Here is a 24190-nt window from a genome sequence, read left to right on the forward strand (position 1 = left end):
ATTAGATGTATATTAGCGAGCTAAAACTAAGCTTATGACACCTAAATGATAGTAATTATTGCGGGCGTTTAAATCGTTTAGGTGTTGTAAACCTAACTCTAGATAAGAATTACTTAAAACCTTATCTAGAACTTGAGTTTTAAATAGAGCGAATTCTCAATTTGTATATATATATTTTATACCCCTTTTAGAGAAAAATACATTGTTAGTCAATATTTAATGGCCTTTTTTTGCCTACAACGTTATTATGGCTACTTACATCTTATGCTGTACATTTAATAGACAAATAGTAATATGAATGATACAATGAATTTATTTTAAAATATAGATTACAGTTTGATATGATAATAATCATTAAGCTTTAAAGCTAAACATAAAATTGTATCTATAATGTATGTATTAATTAAACTAGGGAGTTCAGTTAAGCATGGCCTATCCCAATACCCTACTGAATACTAAGAAAAAATTTGTTTTCATCCCATGGATTGTATGGGGATTAGGTTGCCTCTTTTACTTTTATGAATGTTTATTACAAGTATCGCCTGGTGTAATGAGCAATGAGCTTATGCGCGATTTTTCTGTAACAAGCCAAACCTTAGGTATTTTATCTGGAATTTATTTTTACTCTTATGCTGTAATGCAACTTCCCGGTGGCGTTTTAATGGATTATTTTGGCCCACAACGTTTATTAACTATTGCGACTTTAATTTGTTCTTTGAGTACGATAGCATTTGGTTACACTAATAATTTCTATACAGCTTGCTTTGCTCGTTTGATGATTGGTTTTGGATCTTCTTTTGCCGCAGTAGGTGCAATGAAATTAGCTGCTAATTGGTTTGCAGCTAATCGTTTTGCTCTATTAACAGGAATTATGGTCACTGTTGGTATGCTTGGGGCTATTGGTGGTGAGGCGCCCTTAGCGCTTCTTATAGATAATTATGGTTGGCGTGAAAGTATGTTTATTATGGGAACGCTGGGCATTTTTTTAGCTATCCTCATCCTTCTCATTGCTAAAGATTCACCTAACCAAACCTTAGCAGCAAATACTACAGATAAACCTAGCGACAAAGAACATGTGTGGGCTAGTTTATTTAAACTAATAAAAAATAAACAGCTTTGGTTAGTTGCTATTTATGGTGGTTTGATGTACATGGCAACACCAGTTTTTTGCGGCTTATGGGGCGTTCCCTTTCTAATGTTGAAATTAAACCTTGTAAAAGCCGTAGCTGCCAATTATATTTCTTCAGTTTTTGTGGGTTGGGCTATTGCAAGTCCTATATGGGGAATTATTTCAAACCGACTTGGTAGACGTAAGCCACCTTTATATATTGGTAGCATTGGTGCCTTAATTACAAGCTTATTATTTATTTACGCACCTATTAGCTCTGATATTTTAATGCATTTATTATTGCTTTCATTTGGTGTTTTCTCAGCAGGATTTTTACCCGCATTTGCAATAGCCAAAGAATTATGTGATAAGCAATACGTCGCAACAGGTTTAAGTTTTATGAATATGATGAATATGATTGGTATTGCCCTTGGCCAGCCCTTAATTGGTTTAATTTTAGATAAGATGTGGCAAGGTCAGTTAATTGATCAGGTTAGAGTTTATCCAATTGAAGCCTATTATTTAGCCTTAGGAATATTACCACTTTGTATTTTAATATCTTTAATTATCTTACCACGTATCAATGAAACTTATTGTCATAATATACATAATGAAGATCAATCGAAATAATTAAGAATTAGCGTATAATTTCATCACCTTTAAGAAGCAAATTATTAATAGAGAAATCATGTCTAAAAAACTTTATATTAAAACCAACGGTTGTCAGATGAATGACTACGACTCTGCAAAAATGGCAGAAGTTTTATTGCATTCACATAAACTAGAAAAAACAAATAATGTAGAAGAGGCAGATGTTATACTCTTAAACACTTGTTCTATTCGTGAAAAAGCACAGGAAAAAGTCTTCTCTCAACTTGGACAATGGCGTGAATTTAAAAAAGCTAATCCAGAGGTTATTATTGGAGTTGGAGGATGTGTAGCCAGTCAGGAAGGTGGTGATATTATAAAACGCGCTCCATTTGTAGATTTAGTATTTGGCCCACAAACTCTCCATCGTCTACCGGCTTTATTAGAGCAACGTTTAAAGACCAAAAAGCCTGTTATTGATATTAGCTTCCCAGAAATTGAAAAATTTGATCATTTACCCGCGCCGCGTGCCGAAGGTCCTATGGCTTTCGTATCCATTATGGAAGGATGTAGTAAGTATTGCAGTTATTGTGTGGTTCCCTATACACGTGGTGAAGAAATTAGTCGCCCTTTTGATGATGTACTTGCTGAGTGTTATCAATTAGCTCTACAGGGAGTACGTGAGATTAATTTATTAGGTCAAAATGTTAACGATTATCGCGGTCCCATGGAAAGTGGTGATATTGCCGATTTGGCCTTATTGATTCATTACATCGCAGCTATTGATGGCATAGGAAGAATACGTTTTACAACTTCTCATCCATTAGCTTTTTCTGATAATTTAATCAACGCATTTGCTGAAGTTCCCGAGCTCGCAAATCATTTGCATTTACCGGTACAAAGTGGCTCAGATAGAATACTTGCGCTTATGAAACGTGGTTATACTGCGCTTGAATACAAATCTAAAATTCGTAAGTTACGGAAAGTAAGGCCTGACATACGCTTATCAACTGACATTATTGTCGGTTTTCCTGGCGAAACTGACAAAGACTTTCAAGATACTATGGACTTAGTTCATGAGATAGGTTTTGATACTTCGTTTAGCTTTATTTATAGTCCTCGTCCTGGTACACCAGCTGCTAACCTTGTAGACGAAATTCCTATGGAAACTAAAAAGCAGCGCTTACAAATTTTGCAAAACCGATTAACCTTAAATGCAGTTCATTATAGTCAATCGATGGTAGGCAGTACTCAAAAAATATTAGTTACTGGGAAATCAAAGAAAGACGAAACTCAATTAGCAGGTAGAACAGAGTGCAATCGGGTTGTAAACTTTGATGGACCTGCTGAACTTATTGGCCATTTTATTTCGGTAACCATTACTGAAGCTCTGCCAAATTCACTACGCGCCCGTTACGAGATACCTGCTACGGCTTGATATGATCATTATTCCAAAAGATATGTATGGACAACGAATTGACGTTGTCCTAGCGCAGCTGTTTCCTGATTATTCTCGATCACAGCTAAGTCAATGGTTAAAGGATGGAAAAATTACAGTAAATGAGCAGCAGTTAAAGCCAAAAGATAAAGTCTTAGGTGGTGAACTAATTAATTTTACTATTAATTTAGACGAAGATATCCACACTACTATAGAACCTGAAGCCATTCCTCTTGATATTGTTTTTGAAGATAATGAGTTTATGGTTATTAATAAACCTGCAGACTTTGTTGTACACCCAGGCGCTGGTAATTGGACCCATACCTTAGTGAATGCATTACTACATTATAATCCTGCTTTAGCAGCCTTGCCGCGAGCAGGTATTATTCATCGGCTAGACAAAGATACAACTGGATTACTCATCATTGCGAAAACCCTTACCGCGCATACTTATCTGACCAGGCTAATGCAAGCTCGCCAAATTAAACGTCGTTATCTTGCCTTAGTACAAGGTCATGTCATTGCTCGCGGAGAAATCAGTACCCTTTATGGTCGACATCCGCATAATCGTTTAAAAATGGCAGTTTGTGCACAAGGGAAAGAAGCTATTACCCACTTTAGTATTCATAAACAATATACATATTATACTCTACTAGATGTTGAGCTTCTTACCGGTAGAACGCATCAGATTCGCGTACATATGGCCTATATAAAACACCCTATTGTTGGCGATCCTCTCTATGGTACCCGTATGCGACTTCCTCCTGAGGCCAGTAGTGAGCTTATTTCAGCTCTCCAACAATTCAAGCGTCAAGCTCTGCACGCAAAAACTTTAAGTTTAGTACATCCAACCAATCAACAATTATTGACATTTGAAGCGGCTTTACCCGATGATTTCAATCATCTTTTAACTTTATTGGATAATTACATTGAATAACATTCAACCAAATTGGACAGCGCCTTTAAATATTTTTGCTTTTACAACCACGCGCGTAGATGGTTTTAGCGAAGGTCCTTATAATAGCAATAATTTAGGCTTTCATGTTGGCGATAATCCTAAGCATGTTGCGCAAAATCGTGAAATGCTAAGTGCTAACTTACCTGCTGAACCTGAATGGATAGAACAAACACATAGTACAAACTGCATAGTCATTGAAGATACCGCTGAGCGCAATGCAGATGCCGCTATAACTCGCTCTCCTGACCGAGTCTTAGCTATTTTAACAGCTGATTGTTTGCCAATTTTGCTGTGTAACCGTCAAGGAACAGAAGTTGCTGCTATCCACGCTGGCTGGCGAGGATTAGTCAATGGCATTATAGAGAAAACCTCTTTACAAATAAAAAGCAATAAAGCTGATTTATTAGCTTGGATAGGACCTTCAATTTGCGGTAGCTGCTATGAGGTAGGTGATGATGTTTATGAACAATATAAAAATAATTATCCTTTTTCTACAAATTTTTTTAAATCCCATCAACAAAAATGGCTAGCTAATATGCCTGAACTTGCGGAACAAATTCTTAGAGAAATAGGCGTTTCTGAAGTATATCAGTCGAATTTATGCACTTATGAGCATAAAAATCACTTATATTCCTATCGTCGAGAAGGACAAACAGGTAGAATAGCTACTCTAATTTGGTTCACAAAGTAATTAGGATTAAATTTATGCACCGTTATCTTCGCTTTTTAAGCAGTCTTTTAATATTAAGTTTATTACCTTTATGTTTATTTGCCGAAGAGGCTCCACCGCAAGGCATGCCATCCTTAGCACCTGTGTTAAAAAATGCTATGCCAGCTATTGTTAATATTGCCGTTCAAGGGATTATTCAAACACCGCTACCTAATCCAGAAGAAGATGAAAACAATAATAACAAGAATAGCCCTCCTGAAAATCAGCAGTTAATGCCAGAGAAAGCTAGAAAATTCCAAAGCATAGGCTCAGGCGTAATTATAGATCCTAATAATGGCGTTATTATTACCAATGATCATGTTATTCGTAACGCAAACCTAATTACTGTAACTTTAAATGATGGACGTCGTTTAAAAGCAAGATTAATTGGTGCAGATAGTGAGACTGATTTAGCTGTTTTAAAAATTGATGCTAAAAACCTTAAAAGTTTACCTATTGGTGATTCTGATAAAGCTGAAGTTGGTGATTTCGTTGTTGCTATTGGTAATCCATTTGGTTTAAATAGCTTTGGTAATAGTCAATCAGCCACTTTTGGTATTATCAGTGCAATGAAGCGCAGTGATTTAAATATTGAAGGGATAGAAAATTTTATTCAAACTGATGCTGCTATTAATCCAGGTAATTCTGGTGGTGCACTTGTTAATGCTAAAGGTGAGTTAATAGGGATTAATACCGCTATTATATCACCATATGGTGGAAACGTTGGTATTGGCTTTGCCATACCTATTAATATGGCTAAAGATGTTGTAATGCAATTAATTAAATATGGCTCTATCCATCGTGGCCTTATGGGAATTTTTGTACAACATCTTACTCCTGAGTTAGCTCAAGCGATGGGCTACAATGAAGACTTCCAAGGTGCTTTAGTATCACAAGTTAACGAAGGCTCACCTGCAGAAAAAGCAGGCTTGAAACCAGGTGATATTATTACCCAAATTAATAATACTAAAATTATGCAAGCAACCCAGGTAAAAACTACCATTAGTCTTTTGCGAGTTGGTAGTGATGCAAAAATTACCATTCAGCGCGATGGTAAAGAAATGACACTAAATGCAGTGGTAACTGACCTTAAAAAGCATGAACAACTTTTACAGGCTAATAATCCATTTCTCTATGGACTTGCATTGAAAAACTTTGAGCAAGACTCTCCTACACATGGCAATATTATAGGGGTTCAAGTCGTTGGTGCTTCTGAAAGCAGTGCAGGCTGGCGTGCAGGTTTGCGACCTGGTGATGTTATAGTTTCTGCTAATAAACAAGCTACACCGGATGTTAAAACCTTACAAACTATTGCTCAACAACAAAAACAGCGTCTTCTAGTGCAAGTACTACGCGGCCCTGGTGCGCTCTTTTTACTAATTATTTAAATTTAATCTTTATACAAAAAACCTCCGTAATGGAGGTTTTTTATTTTAAGGCTATAACCCACAGATTATTAATTTTTATTACAAAAATTGCTTACTCACTATTGACATATACACCATAAAAAGCCACAATCACGCCTCTTGTGGCTATGTAGCTCAGCCGGTTAGAGCGCGGCACTCATAATGCTGAGGTCGGTAGTTCGAGTCTACCCATAGCCACCATAAATCAAGCACTTACCCTTTACGACCTCAAAAAAATTCCTACGTCAGGGTGCAAACTGAATGAATAACCATACAAAAAGGGTCGGGTCTTCTCCAAATTAGGTGACACAATAATCAATCGCATAAGACGTTCCCCTTATACGATAATTTTATTTTAATTAATATAATATCAAAACTTTTACTTTTTGTTGAATTACAATGCAATCTAAAGTCGATAGAAATCTAGCTATTCTTAAACAACTTAATGAAGAGGTTAATCAACAGCTCATTTCAACACCTAATTACTTTGACAATTTAGAAGATGCTTTCAATTATGCCGAGAATGGTGAAGAGCAGCGTTTCTTATACGATGTCTATAAGCATATTAATCCATTGTTTAAGCAATTTTTACTCGACAATCATTGCACAAGCACAATGTTAACGCCTGAGCTTAAAGAGGCCTTTCAAAATCAACTACAACGCAGTGTCAAAAAATTACGCGATGACATTATCATCCAAAAAAAATATATTCTTTCAGCCGATGAAGTACAAAAGATGGAAGAAGGGACGGACAAAGCTTATTTAAAGAGGAGTCAAGTCCTTTTAGAAAAAAAGATAGAACAATATTTTAAGCTAAATTTATCTACTTTATTAGAGAGCCTTTATTCTGGTCAAGAGCTTGAACTTGAAGACAAAGATTTAAAAGAACGCTTTAAACAAAAAGACGCTTTAGCTGATTATCGCGAACAATATGGTAAAGATCTTCTTTCGCAACGTAATCTAGTAGGTAGTGCAGATGAATCAAAAATTGCAAACCTTAATGAGAAGCTTAATTATTTTTGCACAGGCTTGTATTTAGAGCGAATGCAGGTTCGGGTGGGTCAATGTGGTGAACATACCGCTCTTGCACTAGTGAAGTTATTAAAAGAAGATCGTTTAGATTGGGATACCAAGATTGAAGCGATTCATTGTGATTACTATGACCGGGATCTTATTGATGATAATCATGTTTTCTTAGTAATTAATCGTGACCCGAATAGTGACTTGGCTGATATCTCAACCTGGGGCAAAGACGCTATTATTTTTGACTCGTGGAAAAAAGAAGTCTATAAAGCAACCGACTATTTATCTCATCGCTATATGACAGGCAGTGAACAAAAAAATTATTCGGCTGTAAGTTTTGATAACCAAGACGCTAATTTACTACACAATCTAAATAAAAATGACGTTTATTTACAAATAACTGGTAACACGCAATTTGATAAGCTTAGCCCCTTGCTAATCGAAGAAAATCAATTAACTGCAATTGATAGAGAGCAATTTGAACAAACCAATCAACTGCTCAATGATTTACTTAAAGAAGTACAACCTGCTAACTTTAATCTAAATATTAAATTTTATTTAACCACCGCCGGTAATCAATTAATTCAAACGATAACAGGCTTTCAGGAACCAACTATCATTCTTCATCGCGAGCTTTTTAACCATACCGATGATCAAGCGTTAAGGGCGGAATTACAATTTGCTTTAGCTCAGCAGTTATTAACGATAAAAAAATATGGCATGGGTATCAATAACAATCTAAGTGCATCCTCACTATATGAACTAGACCGTGAAGCCTTAAATGTGTCGAATAATGGCGATGCTGTCATAAATTATCTACGACGTGCTCAACAATTTTATGAGGCTCATAAAGAAGAAGAGCCCTCGCAAGCTTTACCCGATATAATGAGAAATATACTGCAAGAAGAAGCCCTACCTGCAACCTTTGAACAGCGTATTAAAAACCTCATGACCTATTTTGCTTCTGATACAGCTAGCCTAAAAGAGACTAGCTTTTCCGGTTCGCTGGCCGCAGTACGTACAGAAGTAGCAACTATTAAACCTACCTTTTTTTACCAAGAAGGATTTGATCAGCAAAATTCTGTTGAGGAAAAACTTAATTATTTAACTGAGCAGCTTCCTTCACTTAAAGAGCATGAGTTACTACCTTATGAGTTAACAGAAATACCCGGTATTCGAGTAAGCGAGTTTTGCCAACTGCTTTATAGTTTAACGATTGATTGGTCTAATGAAGCACAAATTAAAGCCGTTGATAAACTTATTAATGAAGCTTTTGAATTAAGAGTCCCGGGCTTTGATCGCATTTATGTAGCTATTCATCAACTGCCCTTTTCAGACTCTTATTATTCTCATGAAAAAAACTTAAAAGCCCTAGGGCCCTTCAAAGCCCTGCAAGACAGTATTATGAATTTTGCTACCGCTATGAATGAATCCACGGCCAAAGAACAAGCAAAAATCTTTCAAAGTCTTTATAAAAAATTATCCCTTCATATGGTTCCAACAGGAGGTGGGCGAGTTCATTTAGCAACCTACCAACAAAATCATCAAGGAATGGTACCAACTGGGAATGAACGTTTTTTTGCGTCCCATATTGGACTCCATATTAATTGGCAAGGATTTGATGAAGAGCAAGCTCTACAATTAGATAATTTTCTAGCGTGGGCCAAAGCTGATAAAGAAGGCGATATTGCCGAGCTATTATGGCATTTAGGGATTACACATCCAATTGTTTTATCCACTCTTCCTGATAATTTTAAAGAAGCGATACTAGAAAGCGATGGCATAAGAACTATTGAATTTTCTGCACCTAAGCATCTAAAAGAGGAATATCCTTCTCATCCCGGTTGGTTAGCAATGGCGGTTATTCAAGATGGTGCAAGACATCATCAGCTGGTGGACACCTTTCAGAGTGACGAGTCTTTTGAGCAACAGTTTATTCAATTTTATGATAACAATTTTAAGGCGCTGCGCGGTGCGGCCGATTACTATAGCGGTGGGGGAAAAATTAATTTAAATAATGATAATTCTACCGTGCGCTGTTTATTAGCTAAATTTACAGAAATTGCTTTAACAGGAACGCCAAAAGAGAAAGCTATTGTTAAAAGCTTTTTTTTAGGCCGTAAAGATAAACGTGATTTAGAATCACTTAGTATGGCGAAGGCGACTTGGAGTGGTTTAACGTTAGACTCGCTTTATTATCAATTTTGTTTTTACCAACGCTACGCCGGCCAAAACTTCTCTTTATTTAGGTCAAATGAATTAATTACCTTAATTAAAGATAAGCATATTTCTGCTTTCCCGACGAATTTATTATTAGGCCATTTAGGGCTACCTTATGAAGACTTAACATTGGAGTGTTTAGCTCCTTTTTTAAAAGAATTAAACAGTAGACAACTATATAGCGTAGCCTCTAATGCTGATAAATTGGTAATGCAACATATTCATACTTATGGCCCTTATCCTTTATTCAGTCATGAAACTGCACAATTATTAGCACTTACTAGGATAAATTCCCGTATAGCTCAAAAAGAAATTTTAAAATCAAGTATTTCGCAAGCACCTTCTGACTTACTTTTTTCTCAGTTAGAGATAAAGGATTTAGTCACGATTTATAAAGCCTATGAAGCGAGTTTTTTATTTACTTCCTTTGAAGAGCAACAACAGTGGGGACGATTACTTCTTAGCCGACTAAAAGGAGTACCTAAAGCGGAACTACCTGAAGTGATGGAAAGCCTCTTAAACCGCCAACAATACAAGCGGCCCTTAAGTGACGCACAATTACGCAATAGCCTTATTGAACTGTGGGTCAATATCCAAAGCGAGTTATTAGGCCCTGATGACAACACAGCAATTTATCTCAATAAAATAAAAAACATCATTGAAAACCTTTCAGAAAAAATGACTAATGTAGAGCTAGAACGTCTACTCGCCAAGCTAGCAACTGCCATTCAATCCCAACAAAAAGTAAGTGAACTAATGGGAATGAGGCTTTATCCCGAGCGTTATTCAACAGACTTTAATCAACTCCATATTAAAAACAGTGAACAGATTCTCACTAATTTAGCCACGACTACTGCCTTTTTAGGTGAAAATAAAAGTGACAAAGAACAGGCACTTGATTTTATTTCAAGTCCGCTTACTCTCGAGTCTTTAGATGCCTTTGCTAACTACTTAGTCGAACAAAAAAAACCTGGTAAACCAGACGATTTAGTCAAGCAAAACAAAGCTGATGTATTATGTAAATTACAAAGTGGTTTAGATCATTATAGATCCTTCATAGATAAAGAAGAGCAACTTACTCAAACTAAAATAGCGCTTAGTCAATTTTATTATCAATTTTGGGATTGCAATCTAGCTCAGCGTGCAGTTTTACTTGATCAATTAGCGCTACCGGCTAGTGAAGTCGTGACCGATGCGCAAATGGCTGCAGCCTATCAAGATACCTTTGCTTATGCAGCACAGAAACTATTTCCTAAGGCCCATATCAAAAATTCAGATGATGAATTAGCCTTAGAGTTTTTAAAAACCTATCTTACGGTTGCTAATAAATATGAACGAAGTATTCTTTTAGCCGGTTTAATTGTGGTAACCAATGAGACCTCTACTGCGGGCAACGACATTGGCATTGGTAAAAAAATAGCCCTACTTTGTGAGCATATGGGACCAGCTTATATTAAGCTGGCGCAAGCCATTCATAGTCACCCACAAACGCCTGAGTACATTAAACGAGATTTACAACATATTAAAGGGCATGCTAATCCCCCTGCCCGCTGGGATTTATGGCGTCTTTTAACGGATGTCTTGCCCGATGCTGAAATCGCAAATATCAACCACGTGGGTGCCTTATTAGGTTCAGCCTCTTACAATTTAGCACTAGATATTGATTATCAAGAGCCTGGTAATCAAAAGGTACTCATATTATTGCGAGAGCATGCCAAATCAGATGCTGAAAAAGGCTTTGACCAGCTGATGAAAACCATTGAGCAATGCCCGCACCCCCGAGCACAAGCGATGTGTGATACCTTAAGCACCATGCTTGACGAAGCCAAGCGTTTATCACAAGCCGAATTAGATTACCATATTTCTGATAAGCAAAACGCCCTTGCTCAGACTATGTATCAGCTCCCCTTATCGGTAACTTTAAAAGGCCAACCATACAATGTGTTGTTAACTTCCGCCACCAACCTTTGTAGTGGCGATGGTTATCGGGTAATTGAACGCATGTATGGGACTGAATTTAATGACTTACCTGACAATACGCAAGAACAATGCACCGCCAAAAAAGTCATTGCTACCGCTATTGTGACTTTGGAATTAATCCATATCTTGCAAGGCAAGCAGTTTGATAGCGACCGCCATGGCAATCAACTCCGAGCACTCATTGATGAGGACTCGCACACCATTTATTTAGGCTTATATGATTTTGGTGAACTCTCTCTAGAAGAACCTAAAACAGAGGAACTACAACAACTAGCCACCCTACTTCGACAATTGTTAAGTCCAAAAAATTGGTCAAACCCACAAACCTTGGCGACACAAATCGATGGTTTACTGTCACAAACGATTACGGAAAATATCAAGCAACGCAAACCTACTACCTACCTCATGCACATTAAAAAAGGATTGTTAGCCTTACAAGATTTTCAAAAATATTTAAGTACTCAAGATTTGCAAGCTATTCTAAGCAATATTACTCAAAATCATCAGGAAAAAATTCACCCTACTTTAAGAGACGAGTTAAAAAACTCTTTAACCTTAGTAAACTGGGCTTGCAAAGCGCAGCAAAGTGCCCATAGTGCCTTTGGGCTTTTTACAAGCGCTATTGTAAAATCACGACTTGATGATCCCAACGTATTAGAAGCAGCTATTTTTTATCGTTAAGGACTATTGAATGAATTGTTTTTTCAAACTTCATAAATGACTAGCTTAATAGTTAAGCGAATTTAAGTTAGATGAAATACAATTTTAAACTCTAAAGAAATTTTTTATTAAAATAAATTAGCTATCTATTTCCAGGGTGCATATAGGGTGCAATTTTGTTAGAAAAGCTAGTACAGCGATGTATAATGATGCAAAATAAAATTACATTAAATTTTTGATTTTAATTTATTTTTGTTCCTTACTGTACATGGCAATACATTACATATATAAGTGTCACAGCCCTCATAATGCTGAGGTCGGTAGTTCGAGTCTACCCATAGCCACCATTAAATCAAGAACTTATACCTTTTCTCTCCTTATTCTTTTATTATAAAGTGCACACAGAGTGCTAATTAATATTTTATTATTTAAAATGAATGGCTTCCCAAATTCAGGAATACCTTGATGATATAGGCAGCATTGTTTTATGTTAAAGAAAATTGTTGTGCCGAGTGGCCTAACCTACGCTTGCTATTTAAACCTGCTTTAAAAAGAACGTTTTTTGAAACTGCTCTAACTCACGACTTTGTAAAATCATTAATACCTACAGCTAATATTATATTTTATTTTGATTAAGTAGAGGGACTAAGTCTTCAAGGCCATTCAAATCGTCTTTATTAAAAACACGCAATTTATTCCTATCACAAGTAAGTTTATCTTTAAAACTAAATAAGCTTAACCGTAGCAATGAGGGCACCTCACTTAGTAGACCAACCTTTCTGCCATAACAGGCTCGCTTACGTGGATTTGTTTCATCTAAAATTAAATATCCTTGGGCAGTTAACCCAGTCGCTTTAATTCTTTGCAAGGCGAGATTACTCGCAAGCGCTTTGGCGCTCACATCATCAATCTCATTTAAGCTTAAGTCAACCGACGTTGCAGTTTTATTATGTAGGGCAAAATCTTTAGCACCAATAGTACCAATACTATTCCAGCTTAAATCAACTGTCGTTGCGGTTGTATTATGCAGCGCAAAGCCTTTAGCGCCAATATCGCCAATCCTATTCCAGCTTAAATCAACTGTCATTGCGGTTGTATTATGCAGCGCAAAGTCTTTAGCGCCAATATCGCCAATCCTATTCGAGCTTAAATCAACTGTCATTGCGGTTGTATTATGCAGCGCAAAGTCTTTAGCGCCAATATCGCCAATCCTATTCGAGCTTAAATTAACTGTCGTTGCAGTTTTATTATGCAGCGCAAAGTCTTTAGCCCCAATAGCGCCAAGCTGATTCAAGCTTAAATCAACTGTCGTTGCAGTTTTATTATGCACGGCAAATTCTTTAGCCCCCATAGCGCCAAACTTATTCCAGCTTAAATTAACTGTTGTTACCGTTGTATTATGCAAAGCAAAGTTTCTAGCGCCAATAGCACTAATTTGATTATTACTTAGATTAACGCACTTTACTGCAGGATGCTTATTAAGAAAATTAACAATGTCTATAATATCTTTATCTTCAACCCCTTTATTACTTAAATTAAGTCCTTCAGAATTAGACAATAAAGATAATAACGCATCTTCTGTAAATTTTCTCATTAAAGATTCCAAAATAAAGTTATGTTGTTTGCTAAATTAGCAAATACTAGTAGAAATAGGACATGGTGAGAATGTATCGATTTTGGAAACCTTTTTATTTCCAATTTGGAAAAAACATGTAGCCTCATTTAACTAGATTGATTAACTTGTTGTGATAAATTGAACGATTTGAAAACACCATATAGAACTACTTATGTTTTACGTAATCATCTAACTAAGCTCTATGAAATTAATCAAGCTGGCGTAGCCTGGGAGTAGGCCCAAAGGGGCCGTATCCCAGGTTTTCATTTAACTTCCCTAGCTCAACAAACCCCTATAAATTTCCATTCATAAGAAATCCAACCACCCTGTAATTTAAAAAAATAAAATAGTTTTGTTCAAACTCAGGAATTATAGTGAATATAATTAACAAGAATGTAAACCTGGGATGCGGCCCCTTTGGGCCTACTCCCAGGCTACGCCAGCTGTTTTGCAAATAATTATAAGCAGGAACGTTTAAACTCTTTGATGTTTATAGATAACTGAGACAAGCTCTAAATTAACGTGCTGCCTAGCTTTATGTAATTCATAGTTTGCTTGCATTTGCATCCAGCTCTCAGGCGTTCTTCCAAAAGCTTTACTTAGTCTTAAAGCCATTTCAGGTGATATATCGGCCTCTCCTTTAATTAGTCTAGAAAAGGTCGATGGACTGACATTTAACTTAAATGCTGCTGCTCTTAAACTTATGTTAAGTGGTTCAATATAAGTTTCTCTAATAAATTCGCCAGGATGTGGCGGGTTATACATAATAGTCATTAGTGATAATCCTCATAATTAACGATGTAAGCATCGCCATTTTCAAATTCAAACGTTATGCGCCAATTACCGTTTACCTCTATTGACCAACAATCTTTTCTTTGTCCCTTTAATTTATGGAGGTTATAACCAGGTAAATCCATATCATCAATAACAGTTGCAGTATCCAGCGCTGCTAATTGGAGCCTTAACTTTTTTTCATGCTTTGATCGAATTCCAGAGCAATCTCCTTTTTCAAAGAATTTTTTAAGGCCTTTATGTTTAAACGATTTAATCATGATTAATTGTAGTGTGTTGCGCAACGAGAATCAATAGATTTATGAGTAATTATTTATTCTTTCTTCGCTTCTCATGTTTCTGGAGCAAAATTAGATGAAACACAACTTTAATCTATAAAGAAAAAATAAAATTAACCATTTATTTCCACAGGGTGCATATAGGGTGCAATTTAGTTGGAAAAGCTAGTACAGCGATGTATTTGCAATAATGTAAAAATATATCTAAGCACCTTCCCTTAATGATCAGTTTTAAATCATATAGATCTTTATGCTTTCAATTAACCCAAGTATAATTGCTTGTTATAAATAAATGCGTAACAAATAAGGTCATAATAATGGAGGAAAAATTTAAATTCCTTGGTCAATTACCAAAAGAAATGGGGATTGAAACGGTACCCGATTTACCTACCCCTGACTTAATAAGACTGTCTATGATATCAAAGGGACATAGGACTTTTTTTAGACTCTTGTTGGAACAACGTCAACTTTTACAAAAATTCATCCATCATGTCGCGCGTGGCGAGCATGAGGCGGTTAAAGCCATGTTAGAAAAAGACATTCATTTACTTGTTAAGAGAGATATTGTTACAGATTACTCCGGTCGTACGTTTGAGTCTATTAGTGGTTTTGAATACGCACTGTGGGCACTTGACAAACATATGTGGACGATGATGCTCGATTGTCTACCTAAAAATGAGAAAGGTCAACAAGTATTAGTGCAACTGCTTGCTCAATACAACAAAGTAGATTCTGACGGTGTAACGTATAGGCTTAAGGAAAACAAAATCACTGAACAGCATTTTGATTTTGAAAAGACCCTTATCAAAGCGCTGCAAACGCAAGTGGACTCAATAAACGCGTTAGGAGCTAAAAATTGGGATGCCATTGATAAGCAGTGGCGAGAAGGGGTTGGTGGTGCACAAAAATTGCTGCCTATGCATGTTGTTGATGAGTACTGCTCTAATGAGCCATTTTATCCTGTGCCTACTTTTACTTCACCCCCAAAATCATCAAGACAATTTTATAATTGGATTACTAAAAAGAATGAATTTTTGTTTAGAACTGACTCTGAGTTGTCGGTTGATTTTGCAATATATAAAGGCTGGCGCCCAGAGGCTTCGGGAGCGTGTGGGTACGTGATGAAGATAGGGTTCGTGGCGCTAACAGCCGTGAACGATTTGGCTGCCATGAAGGCATTAGCTAAAGTAAGAACAAACGATTTTGTTGAGCTCAAATCGTACCTTGAAAACCAGATGACGCTAGATAATCAGCACCAAGTGGCTCAGATTCAACCAATTTGAAATCATGTCAATGAAGAAGCTCGGCGACGTAAGTAAGCCGCCACATATTCACCCCGGCATGAGCAAAATTGCCCGTATTAGCGCAGCATAATACGGGACATCGATAATAATCAGCCGGCGTAGCCTGGGAGAAGGGCGCAGCCCGTATCCCAGGTTTACCTTTTCAATTACTCATCAAAATCTCTTCTCATGGAAGCACCTCTCCAATTCTTATAACCTAAACTAAATATAACAATGAAACAAATATAAAAAAATAAATCTCACCAAAGGTAATGTCTCGATGGTAATGAACCTTTATCAGTTATGAGGTTAGTGTTTCCTGATAGGGTTTTATAGCAATTCTTGACTTTGAAAAACCATTGAAAACCTGGGATACGGGCTACGCCCTCCTCCCAGGCTACTTGCTAAAGAAATTGGTTCCTGAACTAAATTCCTAATTACAGAAATCACCTCTTGTAATGGTTTCTGCTCCAGCTCATTCTTTCTTAGAAAAGCTTTCCACATAGATTCTCTGGATGGGTCATTTGCAAATTCATCTGTTAGTCCAATAGGTATTGATTCAGGAACAGCTAATTTTCGGCGTGTAAAGGTGGCATGAATGGCTTGAGCCAATACCTGATTATCTAATTGTTCATTGGTTAATAGTACATAAAGATCTAGATAATCCTTTAAGCGGCTGTTAACCATTCCTAAGAGGACTATCGTATGTAATTTTTCTGCGATGACAGTATAAACCGGATAAGTACGAATTTTAGGGGCAGGCAAATCACTAATAAGTACCGGATACTTAGCATCAATAGGCCCGGGTGTTACTACATCACCATAACCAATATCAATTTGTATTTTAATTCGTGCTTTTGCTAATTCACCAAATAGATCAACCCTTGCTCCAGTATAAGCTTCATCTTTTTTAATAGTATTTATAGTCACGGATTCGGAAAAAAATCGCATACCATCATTTGCTGAAATATTACAAATTTCACTGAAGGTTCGTTTTATATATGCCAGATCATTGACGCCGAACCCTAATAAATCAATGTCCTTAGTTGGTCGATGTGGCATGTCATACCATAGGTTAAATAACAAAGCGCCTTTCAACAAAAACTGATTAGAATATGAAGACACGCCAATGCGATATAACAAACGCTCAAGGCTATAGCGAGTTAAAACAGCATTAAAATCCGAACCTTCTTTAATTGCTATGTTTTTCAATTGTGAACGTACAGACTCACCAATATTCTTTGTCATTGAATTGCCTCAATATAGGGACGCATTACATTTGCAACACGACAAATCTTTGCATAATGCCAGAGCTCATCGGTAATTACTTTATTTTGAGCATACGCATCTTTCAACGCTTCAATCGCTACATCCATTCCAATTTTGTTCCGATGTTTAAAACAATCAGCAATTGTTTTAGCAATATTATAAACACGATATTGAACACCATCGGCCTCTTGAATTTCAACGCCAGCAGAATAAGCTTCTCCTGAATACTTCACCATTTTTATGGGTGGATAACCTATTCTTGGCAGATGACTATCAACAGGCATTGCTACCCAAAGCTTTCTCGGTAGTTGTGTAGTAAGCTCATGTAGTTGAAGTGCGGTAAAGAGACAAAAAATAGCTTGTGGTACCCGCTTTGCTACTATAATTAGGCTTTCTTTTTCAGAAAAACTGAGGTGAGGAATATAATATATACCTCGTCCTGCTTGCTTAAGTTCTCCTTCAGCTAGTAGTCGAGATATGACTATTCTAGGAATGCCCTCCTTAACTAGCTCAGAAGAGCGGGCAATAACTTTATCTTTTACCAAGGCAAGCGCTTTTTGCTTGTAATTTATTCGTGTATTCATAATTAGATTATGTTCCGTTTTTCCCTTAATTGCAAATAATTAGGGAAAAAACGGAACGAAATCTGCATACCGCTTCTCCTAAGTAGAAAGTTACCTTAATTTAACGTGAGCTCGACATAAAAGAGACGAAGGCTATTTTATGTCGAATTCATGTTAAGTAATGCTTCTTCAAGCTTTAATTCAACAAGTTTATGAGACTTAAGTAAGCCTAAAAATTCTAAAACTAAGGTTTCTTTTATAGCATCTTTAGCCGGCGTAGCCTGGGAGAATGGCGCAGCCCGTATCCCAGGTTTAGCTTTTTAATTACTCATCAAACTCTCTTCTCATGGAAGCACCTCTCCAATGCTTATAATCTAAACTGAACATAACAATGAAACAAATGTAAAAAAATAAGTCTCACCAGAGGTAATGTCTCGACGGTAATGAACCTTATCAGTTATGAGGTTGGTGCCTAATAGGATTTTATAGCAATTCTTGACTTTGAAAAACTATTGAAAACCTGGGATACGGGCTACGCCCTCCTCCCAGGCTACTTGCTCATCTATTTAGACCCTTAATGCCTAACAAACATTTATCCAAGTATTAGTTTAAGAAAGTGAGCCTAAATTATTTGTCTCATTATGGTAATACAGCAATAAAAAATACATCATGTACAATTAATAATCGGTTATGATACAATCCACCGATTTAATAACTTTAGAGGATAAACATGACACATGATATTAGTGGGTTAGATAAAGCAAAATTACTGATAGCTTTATACGATAATGCTAAAAATAGCGCATGGACAAAAGGAACTTTACGTAATATGCCATTTCTTAGTGGGCAAAAACTTGAGCTTAGTGAAGAAAAGGCTCGTCAGCTATTGAGCAATAATTCATATATAGATTATGTTGGTCCAGTATTGATTAAGACTTCATTTTCTGGCGATACAATTGATACTTCATCTTATGATAGAGATCATCATGGAAATGGTGGAGCAAAGCTTGCTGGGGATGTAATTTCTGAACTACGTGTAGAACATTCCGCATCTTGCAAAATATAAGTTTAAATCATTCAATTTTATTTAACTACTAGGGGTAGATTGCATTTATTGGTTTAAAACCATTGCTAATACCCCTTTAAATTAACCTGTTACTTTTTTACAGAATAAATCTTATTTACTTTATTTCTTTATCTCCAAAAGAAACAATATGAGCTTGAAAGATTATCTAAAATACTAGAGTGCAAATTCATTATAAACGAATGTATAAAGATATAAAGCCATGTACTAATTTTTAAGTTAAGTTACTCAAATAAATAACTATTTTATTCGTCGATGTACATGGAAATGTACTATAAAAGAATGTAAATCGCTCTCATAATACTGAGGTCGATAGTTTAAGTCTACCCGGCATTGTTGCATATATTATGAGGTTTAGTTAAAACAAAGAATAGATAAAAAAAGTAGCGTTACGAACCTAAGGGTAAACTTCAGTATCTACTTGCTAGGTGTTGGTCCCGATTTCTTGCAACATCAATGTACGCTTTTGCTAACCTTAGACAAGTTTTTAAATTTCATTTGCTATAATTAACATTATTTGGGTTGTTATGAGGTAATTAATATGCCTAAATCTAATGAAATTGGGCCAAATGAAGCAGCCCGAATGATTGTAAGAGGCGTATTATTTAGCGCTCCTATCCATATCCAAGAAAAATATCAAAGCTTTATCTCACCTTTTTTTCTTTCAGAAGCAGCGCCTTATACCCAAAAAGAAGCACCTGATATAGCTAACGAATTGCTACATGCTTTCGTTACAGACCTTGGGAACATTAAATATATTAATCTAAATGAAGAATTAACAAATGATGAAATTAAAAATTTAGTACAAGAACAAGTTGAGAATGTAATTGCAATAGCAAAGCAATATATGGATAAAGAAGATTTTGCATACTACGCAGATTTTTTAAGCACAATAACAGAAAATGTTTCTCGGCGTAAAATAGTGACTTATAACTATCAACAAGATGAGAAATCTTTACAAGGAACTAATGATAATGATAATTATTTTGACAAACCAGAGGCAGAAATAGCACAAGATTGCGATGCCTCTCATAATTCTAGATTAGGGCTTAATAATAATCGTTTCTTTACACATTTCACAGCAGATAAGGATTATAGCGCCGAAATAGAACGTATTAAAAAAGAGTCAAATCCAACACAACATTTGGAAGATGTTTTTATTGATTGCAGCACTACGGAAGAGGAACTGGAAGATTTTTTAGACTCAGAAAATGAGAACAAATTAGCTCCTAGGCGGTAAGGTTAAAATATATACTGTTGATAGGCCAATCCCTACAAGCTTTATTTTAATAACCCACCCGATAACAGCCCTTTTTAATTTAGCCAAGCTCTATAACTTAAAAATCCAACGGGATATAAAATAACCAACAATGAGATACAGCCGGCGTAGCCTGGGAGAAGGGCGCAGCCCGTATCCCAGGGTTACCTTTTCAATTACCCATCAAACTCTCTTCTCATGGAAGCACCTCTCCAATGCTTATAATCTAAACTGAACATAATGATGAAACAAATGTAAAAAAATAAGTCTCACCAGAGGTAATGTCTCGACGGTAATGAACCTTATCAGGTATGAGATTGGTGTTTCCTAATAGGATTTTATAGCAATTCTTGACTTTAAAAAACCATTGAAAACCTGGGATACGGACTACGCCCTCCTCCCAGGCTACTTGCTTTCTTACTTTAATCTCTCTTTCTAAAAGAATATAAATATACTTTAAAAAGTATATTTTATAATTTATAATAATCATATAATTGGAGATAGATTATGCTAGCATCGAATAGTTTAATTCAAGCGCTAAAAGATCCCTTAAAAGAAATCGCGCTTATCAGAAATGGTGCCCTTCCTGACGCTTTTGAGGACATCTTAAAACCAAAAAGCTTTGTGATGAAGGATGTATTAAATAGATTGAATATATCAGCACCAACATATAAAACGAAAAAAAGAGAAAAAAAGCTTCTTGATTCTTCAGCTACTGAAAAGTTATTACGCTTAATTTCAACAATCCAATTGGCAAGTAAAATTATAGGTGACCCTGAAGCTAAGAATTGGCTTTATAGAGAAATTGATTCCTTGGGAGGTAGAGCACCAATAGATCTTTTGGATACAGAAGCAGGACATAAATTAGTTGAACAAACTCTTCAACAGATAAAGCATGGTATCTATAGCTAATGACAATATGGTATAGGGCGAGTCAATCTACAAAAGCTGAGGTTGTTTTTTCTGGCGAAGGTGGACTTTATGTGCAAGGCAGATGGAATTACAAAGGAAGAAAAGTAATCTATTGTTCTCAATCTATTTCATTATGTACTTTAGAATGGTTATCTCATAATGGGTTGTCTGTTTCTGGTTTCTCATACTGTAAGTATTCAATTAATATCCCTGACGAATTAACTAAGAAGTATGAAGTTAAGAATTTACCTGCTAAGTGGAATGCATCGCCCACAATGGACATAACTCGGGATTTTTCCGAGGAAAAATTATTTAATCAACCTAATTACCTTGCCATTGCTCTCCCTTCTGTAGTTGTTCCTGAGGAATACAACTTAGTTATAAACCCTCTTCATAAAGATTTTTCTACTATATTTAGGACAATAAAATTCTTAGGAACATTTACTGCGCCTAAGAGATAGAAGTTATTAAAACTGAAACTCTCTAACTTCTGCAATTTTGATCATCAGATAAAATATAATTCTTGACTTTGAAAAACCATTGAAAACCTGGGATACGGGCTATGCCCTCCTCCCAGGCTACTTGCTGAATTTAATAGGTAGCTAAATAGTTAAATATAATGCTTCTTCCTTTATATTGCCTGTTTTCAGTGATTGCACCAAATTTTTTGCTGTGGAGAACAAAGAACTTTTGTTATTTATATGCACTAATTGAGCCTGCTGACAATGCTCTTTAATCACTTGCGCTATGTCGTCATGTCCCATGATAATGGCAATATCGTAAGGTAATACTTTAACCAGTGTTGCTTGCTGTGTTTCTAAAAATGTTTTCATTCGTTGACTAATCTGTGGTCTTTGTAATCTTTGCGCTGCATTGTCTGCAAATATTATCAATTGCTCTACAGTCGATTCAAAAGGAATGTCAACACGAGCGTTATTTTTTAACAGTAATTTAATTACATCTAGATGACCCTGTTGCGCCGCGATAAAAGTGGGTGTTCCCCCCTTTACCGTTGCTTTATCTAAATCAGCACCTTTGTTTGCTAAGACATCAATAACTTTAGCATGACCCTGTTGCGCCGCAACAAAAGCGGGCGTTGCCCCATCGACCATTGCTTGATTTAAATCAGCACCTGCGTCTGCTAAAACCTCAATAACGTTAGCATAACCTTCTTGCGCCGCCATAAAAGCGGGTGTAGCCCCCTTTACCGCCGCTCGATTTAAATCAGCACCTGCGTCTACTAAGGCCTTAATAACGTCAACATGACCATTTTGCGCCGCGATAAAAACGAGTGTTATCACATTTACGCCATCTACAACTGCTTGATTTAAATCAGCACCCTCTTTCGCTAAGGCCTTAATAACGTCAACACGACCATTTTGCGCAGCGATAAAAGCTAACGTTACGTTATCTCTTGACTGCCGCTTGGCAAGCGCTTTGATAGAAGCATTGCTAGACCATACCAACTTTAATTTTTCTAAATGAGCCTGAGTCTTATGATGCTCTGTTAAAATAAGACGCGTATTAAATGCCACAAAAGGTGTAAATTCCACATAAGGCAAGAAAATTTTAAAACCACCTAAAATAGCATCCACTAGTTCCCAAGTTGTTTTTGGCTTGCTATCTATATCTAATGGTTGATTACTATCGCGAAACAACCACCCTTTATTAGGGGTATAACTTAACGCAAGCGCATGTTTATGACTTGTTAATAAAACACCAACTGGGCTATTAGGATCGTTTAATGTTTCATTGAGCACTCGGCTTAAGGAGTTGAGATAGTCATAAAGTTCCGCTCTAGTTAACATCTTAGGCTCTGAATAAATCTCTTTTAAATTACCTTGCGCTTCCATCAAAACAGACGATGAGAAAGGTGAAATAAGTTCTAGAGCCTGCTGACTTAAATAAGAAGATTCATAATTAAATAAGTCTGGATGTCTCTAGGGAAGATGGAATAATTCTAAGCTATCAAAAAAAGCCATAATATCCAGTAATTCGTAATCTTTCTCAGTAAGACCTTGACCTTTTTTAGCTTGTGCCTGCTTAATCTCAGCTAACAACCTATCTCGGGGAGTCCTTTTAATAAGTTCCATACGCCGTTCAAATCGCGCTCTTTCGCTATCGCCTAACAGCGTTGCCTCTAACCAGCGTAGCGCAAACCCGTGGCATAAACCTTCAATTTCTTGATAACCTAATCCAACGCGTAACGCTAATAAAGCAGCATGTAATGTCATACACTAAAAAATAATAATTAAACATAATGAATTATATTAATACAAATAATATGTACTGATAATCTAGCAATTTGGAAATCATGCGTTTCCAATTTGGAAATAAAAGGTTTCCAAATTACTAGATTCCTCTGAAACACGTATTGCCTTAAAATCGCGTTATATGTAAAACAATCAGGCCAATACGAATTTGCATGAGGTTCTGAAAATCCAATCAGTTAAGGTCCGCAAGGATTAACACTTGACCTTTGGGGTAATCAAATTAGCAATGTCAGCGTAGAAACCATTGAAAGTATCTTATTTTAAGATAATTAACTTAAATTAATAACTTAAGAGTAAATAAAATGCGATTTGAAGTTACGCAAAATTTCCTAGAGACATTAAAACAACTAAGACTAGAATTATTAGAAAAAAATAAAAAATCACCTCCTTTATTACGACAGTTGTGCCTTGAATTTATTGCAGACAATTTCTTGCAGCATTCTTCTAATTTAGAAATAGTTCCATTAGAACTTTTAGAAGAATTACATCAACATTTATTTAATAATAAACGATTCGCAATAGATAGGTTAGAGATAATTTGTTCACCAGCTTACAAAACGCTATGTAAGTTAATTTATATGCAAAAAGGTACTCTTAACCACCTCTCTTCTCAACCTAATACAAGAGGGCATCGATTTGCAAGGCTTAATTTCTTTGTTAACAACCAAGCCTCTGAAGTAAGAAATGAGTATGAGTCTCAATTTGCCAGTGAATTTACACCTTAGAATTATTAAGATCATCTTCTAGCCAGCGAGCCTTGGAGAAGGGCGCAG

19 protein-coding genes and 1 tRNA gene are annotated in these 24190 nt (G+C 36.2%); 13 read left to right on the forward strand and 7 right to left on the reverse strand.

Annotated features, from left to right (window positions below):
* Positions 1-427 precede the first annotated feature (427 nt).
* The 7 genes from ACNVED_RS08145 to ACNVED_RS08175 all read left to right on the forward strand — a co-directional run bounded on the left by ACNVED_RS08145 (position 428) and on the right by ACNVED_RS08175 (position 12111).
* Entirely contained in the window at positions 428-1738 is a 1311-nt protein-coding gene (locus ACNVED_RS08145; protein ID WP_419418528.1) for an MFS transporter, read from the forward strand.
* A 58-nt stretch (positions 1739-1796) separates the two neighbouring features.
* Complete coding sequence (gene miaB, locus ACNVED_RS08150; protein WP_419418529.1) at positions 1797-3134, forward strand: tRNA (N6-isopentenyl adenosine(37)-C2)-methylthiotransferase MiaB; 1338 nt, start codon at positions 1797-1799, stop codon at positions 3132-3134.
* Between the two features lies 1 nt (position 3135).
* Positions 3136-4071 (forward strand): 23S rRNA pseudouridine(1911/1915/1917) synthase RluD, encoded by a 936-nt coding sequence (gene rluD, locus ACNVED_RS08155; protein ID WP_419418530.1) that lies wholly within the window; start codon positions 3136-3138, stop codon positions 4069-4071.
* The gene (gene pgeF / locus ACNVED_RS08160) at positions 4064-4783 is read left to right on the forward strand and encodes a peptidoglycan editing factor PgeF (RefSeq protein WP_419418531.1); all 720 of its coding nucleotides are present in this window, start codon (positions 4064-4066) and stop codon (positions 4781-4783) included. Before rluD ends, pgeF begins: the two co-directional genes overlap by 8 nt.
* A 104-nt stretch (positions 4784-4887) precedes the next feature.
* A complete protein-coding gene (locus ACNVED_RS08165; RefSeq protein ID WP_419421161.1) occupies positions 4888-6189 on the forward strand; it encodes a Do family serine endopeptidase in 1302 nt (433 codons plus the stop codon).
* Positions 6190-6331: 142 nt separating this feature from the next.
* Positions 6332-6408 (forward strand) — tRNA-Met (locus ACNVED_RS08170).
* 198 nt (positions 6409-6606) lie between these two features.
* The gene (locus ACNVED_RS08175; RefSeq protein ID WP_419418532.1) at positions 6607-12111 is read left to right on the forward strand and encodes a hypothetical protein; all 5505 of its coding nucleotides are present in this window, start codon (positions 6607-6609) and stop codon (positions 12109-12111) included.
* A 595-nt stretch (positions 12112-12706) separates the two neighbouring features.
* On the opposite strand, the gene ACNVED_RS08180 is transcribed toward ACNVED_RS08175, so the two are convergent.
* The 3 genes from ACNVED_RS08180 to ACNVED_RS08190 form a co-directional block, all read right to left on the reverse strand.
* The gene (locus ACNVED_RS08180; RefSeq protein WP_419418533.1) at positions 12707-13684 is read right to left on the reverse strand and encodes a hypothetical protein; all 978 of its coding nucleotides are present in this window, start codon (positions 13682-13684) and stop codon (positions 12707-12709) included.
* A 495-nt stretch (positions 13685-14179) separates the two neighbouring features.
* The gene (locus tag ACNVED_RS08185) at positions 14180-14479 is read right to left on the reverse strand and encodes a HigA family addiction module antitoxin (RefSeq protein ID WP_419418534.1); all 300 of its coding nucleotides are present in this window, start codon (positions 14477-14479) and stop codon (positions 14180-14182) included.
* Positions 14479-14757 carry a type II toxin-antitoxin system RelE/ParE family toxin gene (locus ACNVED_RS08190; RefSeq protein ID WP_419418535.1) on the reverse strand — a complete coding sequence of 93 codons (279 nt, stop codon included), beginning with the start codon at positions 14755-14757 and terminating at the stop codon, positions 14479-14481. The genes ACNVED_RS08185 and ACNVED_RS08190 overlap by 1 nt, the downstream gene beginning before the upstream one ends.
* A 335-nt stretch (positions 14758-15092) precedes the next feature.
* On the opposite strand from ACNVED_RS08190, the gene ACNVED_RS08195 reads away from it, so the two are divergent.
* Complete coding sequence (locus ACNVED_RS08195) at positions 15093-16058, forward strand: F-box protein (protein ID WP_419418536.1); 966 nt, start codon at positions 15093-15095, stop codon at positions 16056-16058.
* Between the two features lie 330 nt (positions 16059-16388).
* Here ACNVED_RS08195 and ACNVED_RS08200 read toward each other — a convergent pair whose 3' ends face one another.
* Both ACNVED_RS08200 and ACNVED_RS08205 read right to left on the reverse strand, forming a co-directional pair.
* Positions 16389-17306 carry a nucleotidyl transferase AbiEii/AbiGii toxin family protein gene (locus ACNVED_RS08200; RefSeq protein WP_419418537.1) on the reverse strand — a complete coding sequence of 306 codons (918 nt, stop codon included), beginning with the start codon at positions 17304-17306 and terminating at the stop codon, positions 16389-16391.
* Positions 17303-17911 carry a type IV toxin-antitoxin system AbiEi family antitoxin domain-containing protein gene (locus tag ACNVED_RS08205; RefSeq protein ID WP_419418538.1) on the reverse strand — a complete coding sequence of 203 codons (609 nt, stop codon included), beginning with the start codon at positions 17909-17911 and terminating at the stop codon, positions 17303-17305. The genes ACNVED_RS08200 and ACNVED_RS08205 overlap by 4 nt, the downstream gene beginning before the upstream one ends.
* Positions 17912-18620: 709 nt before the next feature.
* Here ACNVED_RS08205 and ACNVED_RS08210 point away from each other — a divergent pair.
* The 4 genes from ACNVED_RS08210 (at position 18621) to ACNVED_RS08225 (ending at position 21605) form a co-directional block, all read left to right on the forward strand.
* Positions 18621-18956, forward strand: a complete 336-nt coding sequence (locus ACNVED_RS08210) for a hypothetical protein (protein ID WP_419418539.1) — start codon at positions 18621-18623, stop codon at positions 18954-18956.
* A 559-nt stretch (positions 18957-19515) separates the two neighbouring features.
* Positions 19516-20214: a hypothetical protein gene (locus ACNVED_RS08215; RefSeq protein WP_419418540.1), complete on the forward strand. Its 699-nt coding sequence runs from the start codon at positions 19516-19518 to the stop codon at positions 20212-20214.
* A 525-nt stretch (positions 20215-20739) separates the two neighbouring features.
* On the forward strand, positions 20740-21144 hold the full coding sequence (locus ACNVED_RS08220; RefSeq protein ID WP_419418541.1) for an antitoxin Xre/MbcA/ParS toxin-binding domain-containing protein: 405 nt from the start codon (positions 20740-20742) through the stop codon (positions 21142-21144).
* Complete coding sequence (locus ACNVED_RS08225; protein WP_419418542.1) at positions 21144-21605, forward strand: RES family NAD+ phosphorylase; 462 nt, start codon at positions 21144-21146, stop codon at positions 21603-21605. The genes ACNVED_RS08220 and ACNVED_RS08225 overlap by 1 nt, the downstream gene beginning before the upstream one ends.
* A gap of 141 nt (positions 21606-21746) precedes the next feature.
* Here the strand turns inward: ACNVED_RS08225 and ACNVED_RS08230 are convergent, their stop codons facing one another.
* Together ACNVED_RS08230 and ACNVED_RS08235 are read right to left on the reverse strand one after the other, a co-directional pair.
* Entirely contained in the window at positions 21747-22952 is a 1206-nt protein-coding gene (locus ACNVED_RS08230) for an ankyrin repeat domain-containing protein (RefSeq protein WP_419418543.1), read from the reverse strand.
* A 132-nt stretch (positions 22953-23084) separates the two neighbouring features.
* Positions 23085-23378, reverse strand: coding sequence for a hypothetical protein (locus ACNVED_RS08235; protein ID WP_419418544.1), 294 nt, complete (start codon positions 23376-23378; stop codon positions 23085-23087).
* 341 nt (positions 23379-23719) lie between these two features.
* On the opposite strand from ACNVED_RS08235, the gene ACNVED_RS08240 reads away from it, so the two are divergent.
* The gene (locus ACNVED_RS08240) at positions 23720-24142 is read left to right on the forward strand and encodes a hypothetical protein (RefSeq protein WP_419418545.1); all 423 of its coding nucleotides are present in this window, start codon (positions 23720-23722) and stop codon (positions 24140-24142) included.
* Positions 24143-24190 lie beyond the last annotated feature (48 nt).

The sequence above is a fragment of the Legionella sp. D16C41 genome (assembly GCF_048541585.1).
Taxonomy (GTDB): Bacteria; Pseudomonadota; Gammaproteobacteria; order Legionellales; family Legionellaceae; genus Legionella_C.

Bases quoted from the DNA above. Each gene is read 5' to 3' on its own strand.
- ACNVED_RS08175 (WP_419418532.1), top strand. From the start codon at position 6,607: ATGCAATCTAAAGTCGATAGAAATCTAGCTATTCTTAAACAACTTAAT.
- ACNVED_RS08210 (WP_419418539.1), top strand. From the start codon at position 18,621: ATGACACATGATATTAGTGGGTTAGATAAAGCAAAATTACTGATAGCT.
- ACNVED_RS08195 (WP_419418536.1), top strand. From the start codon at position 15,093: ATGGAGGAAAAATTTAAATTCCTTGGTCAATTACCAAAAGAAATGGGG.
- miaB (WP_419418529.1), top strand. From the start codon at position 1,797: ATGTCTAAAAAACTTTATATTAAAACCAACGGTTGTCAGATGAATGAC.
- ACNVED_RS08220 (WP_419418541.1), top strand. From the start codon at position 20,740: ATGCTAGCATCGAATAGTTTAATTCAAGCGCTAAAAGATCCCTTAAAA.
- ACNVED_RS08190 (WP_419418535.1), bottom strand. From the start codon at position 14,757: ATGATTAAATCGTTTAAACATAAAGGCCTTAAAAAATTCTTTGAAAAA.
- ACNVED_RS08200 (WP_419418537.1), bottom strand. From the start codon at position 17,306: ATGACAAAGAATATTGGTGAGTCTGTACGTTCACAATTGAAAAACATA.
- ACNVED_RS08185 (WP_419418534.1), bottom strand. From the start codon at position 14,479: ATGACTATTATGTATAACCCGCCACATCCTGGCGAATTTATTAGAGAA.
- ACNVED_RS08215 (WP_419418540.1), top strand. From the start codon at position 19,516: ATGCCTAAATCTAATGAAATTGGGCCAAATGAAGCAGCCCGAATGATT.
- ACNVED_RS08165 (WP_419421161.1), top strand. From the start codon at position 4,888: ATGCCATCCTTAGCACCTGTGTTAAAAAATGCTATGCCAGCTATTGTT.
- ACNVED_RS08240 (WP_419418545.1), top strand. From the start codon at position 23,720: ATGCGATTTGAAGTTACGCAAAATTTCCTAGAGACATTAAAACAACTA.
- rluD (WP_419418530.1), top strand. From the start codon at position 3,136: ATGATCATTATTCCAAAAGATATGTATGGACAACGAATTGACGTTGTC.
- ACNVED_RS08180 (WP_419418533.1), bottom strand. From the start codon at position 13,684: ATGAGAAAATTTACAGAAGATGCGTTATTATCTTTATTGTCTAATTCT.
- ACNVED_RS08205 (WP_419418538.1), bottom strand. From the start codon at position 17,911: ATGAATACACGAATAAATTACAAGCAAAAAGCGCTTGCCTTGGTAAAA.
- ACNVED_RS08230 (WP_419418543.1), bottom strand. From the start codon at position 22,952: ATGTTAACTAGAGCGGAACTTTATGACTATCTCAACTCCTTAAGCCGA.
- ACNVED_RS08235 (WP_419418544.1), bottom strand. From the start codon at position 23,378: ATGACATTACATGCTGCTTTATTAGCGTTACGCGTTGGATTAGGTTAT.
- ACNVED_RS08225 (WP_419418542.1), top strand. From the start codon at position 21,144: ATGACAATATGGTATAGGGCGAGTCAATCTACAAAAGCTGAGGTTGTT.
- ACNVED_RS08145 (WP_419418528.1), top strand. From the start codon at position 428: ATGGCCTATCCCAATACCCTACTGAATACTAAGAAAAAATTTGTTTTC.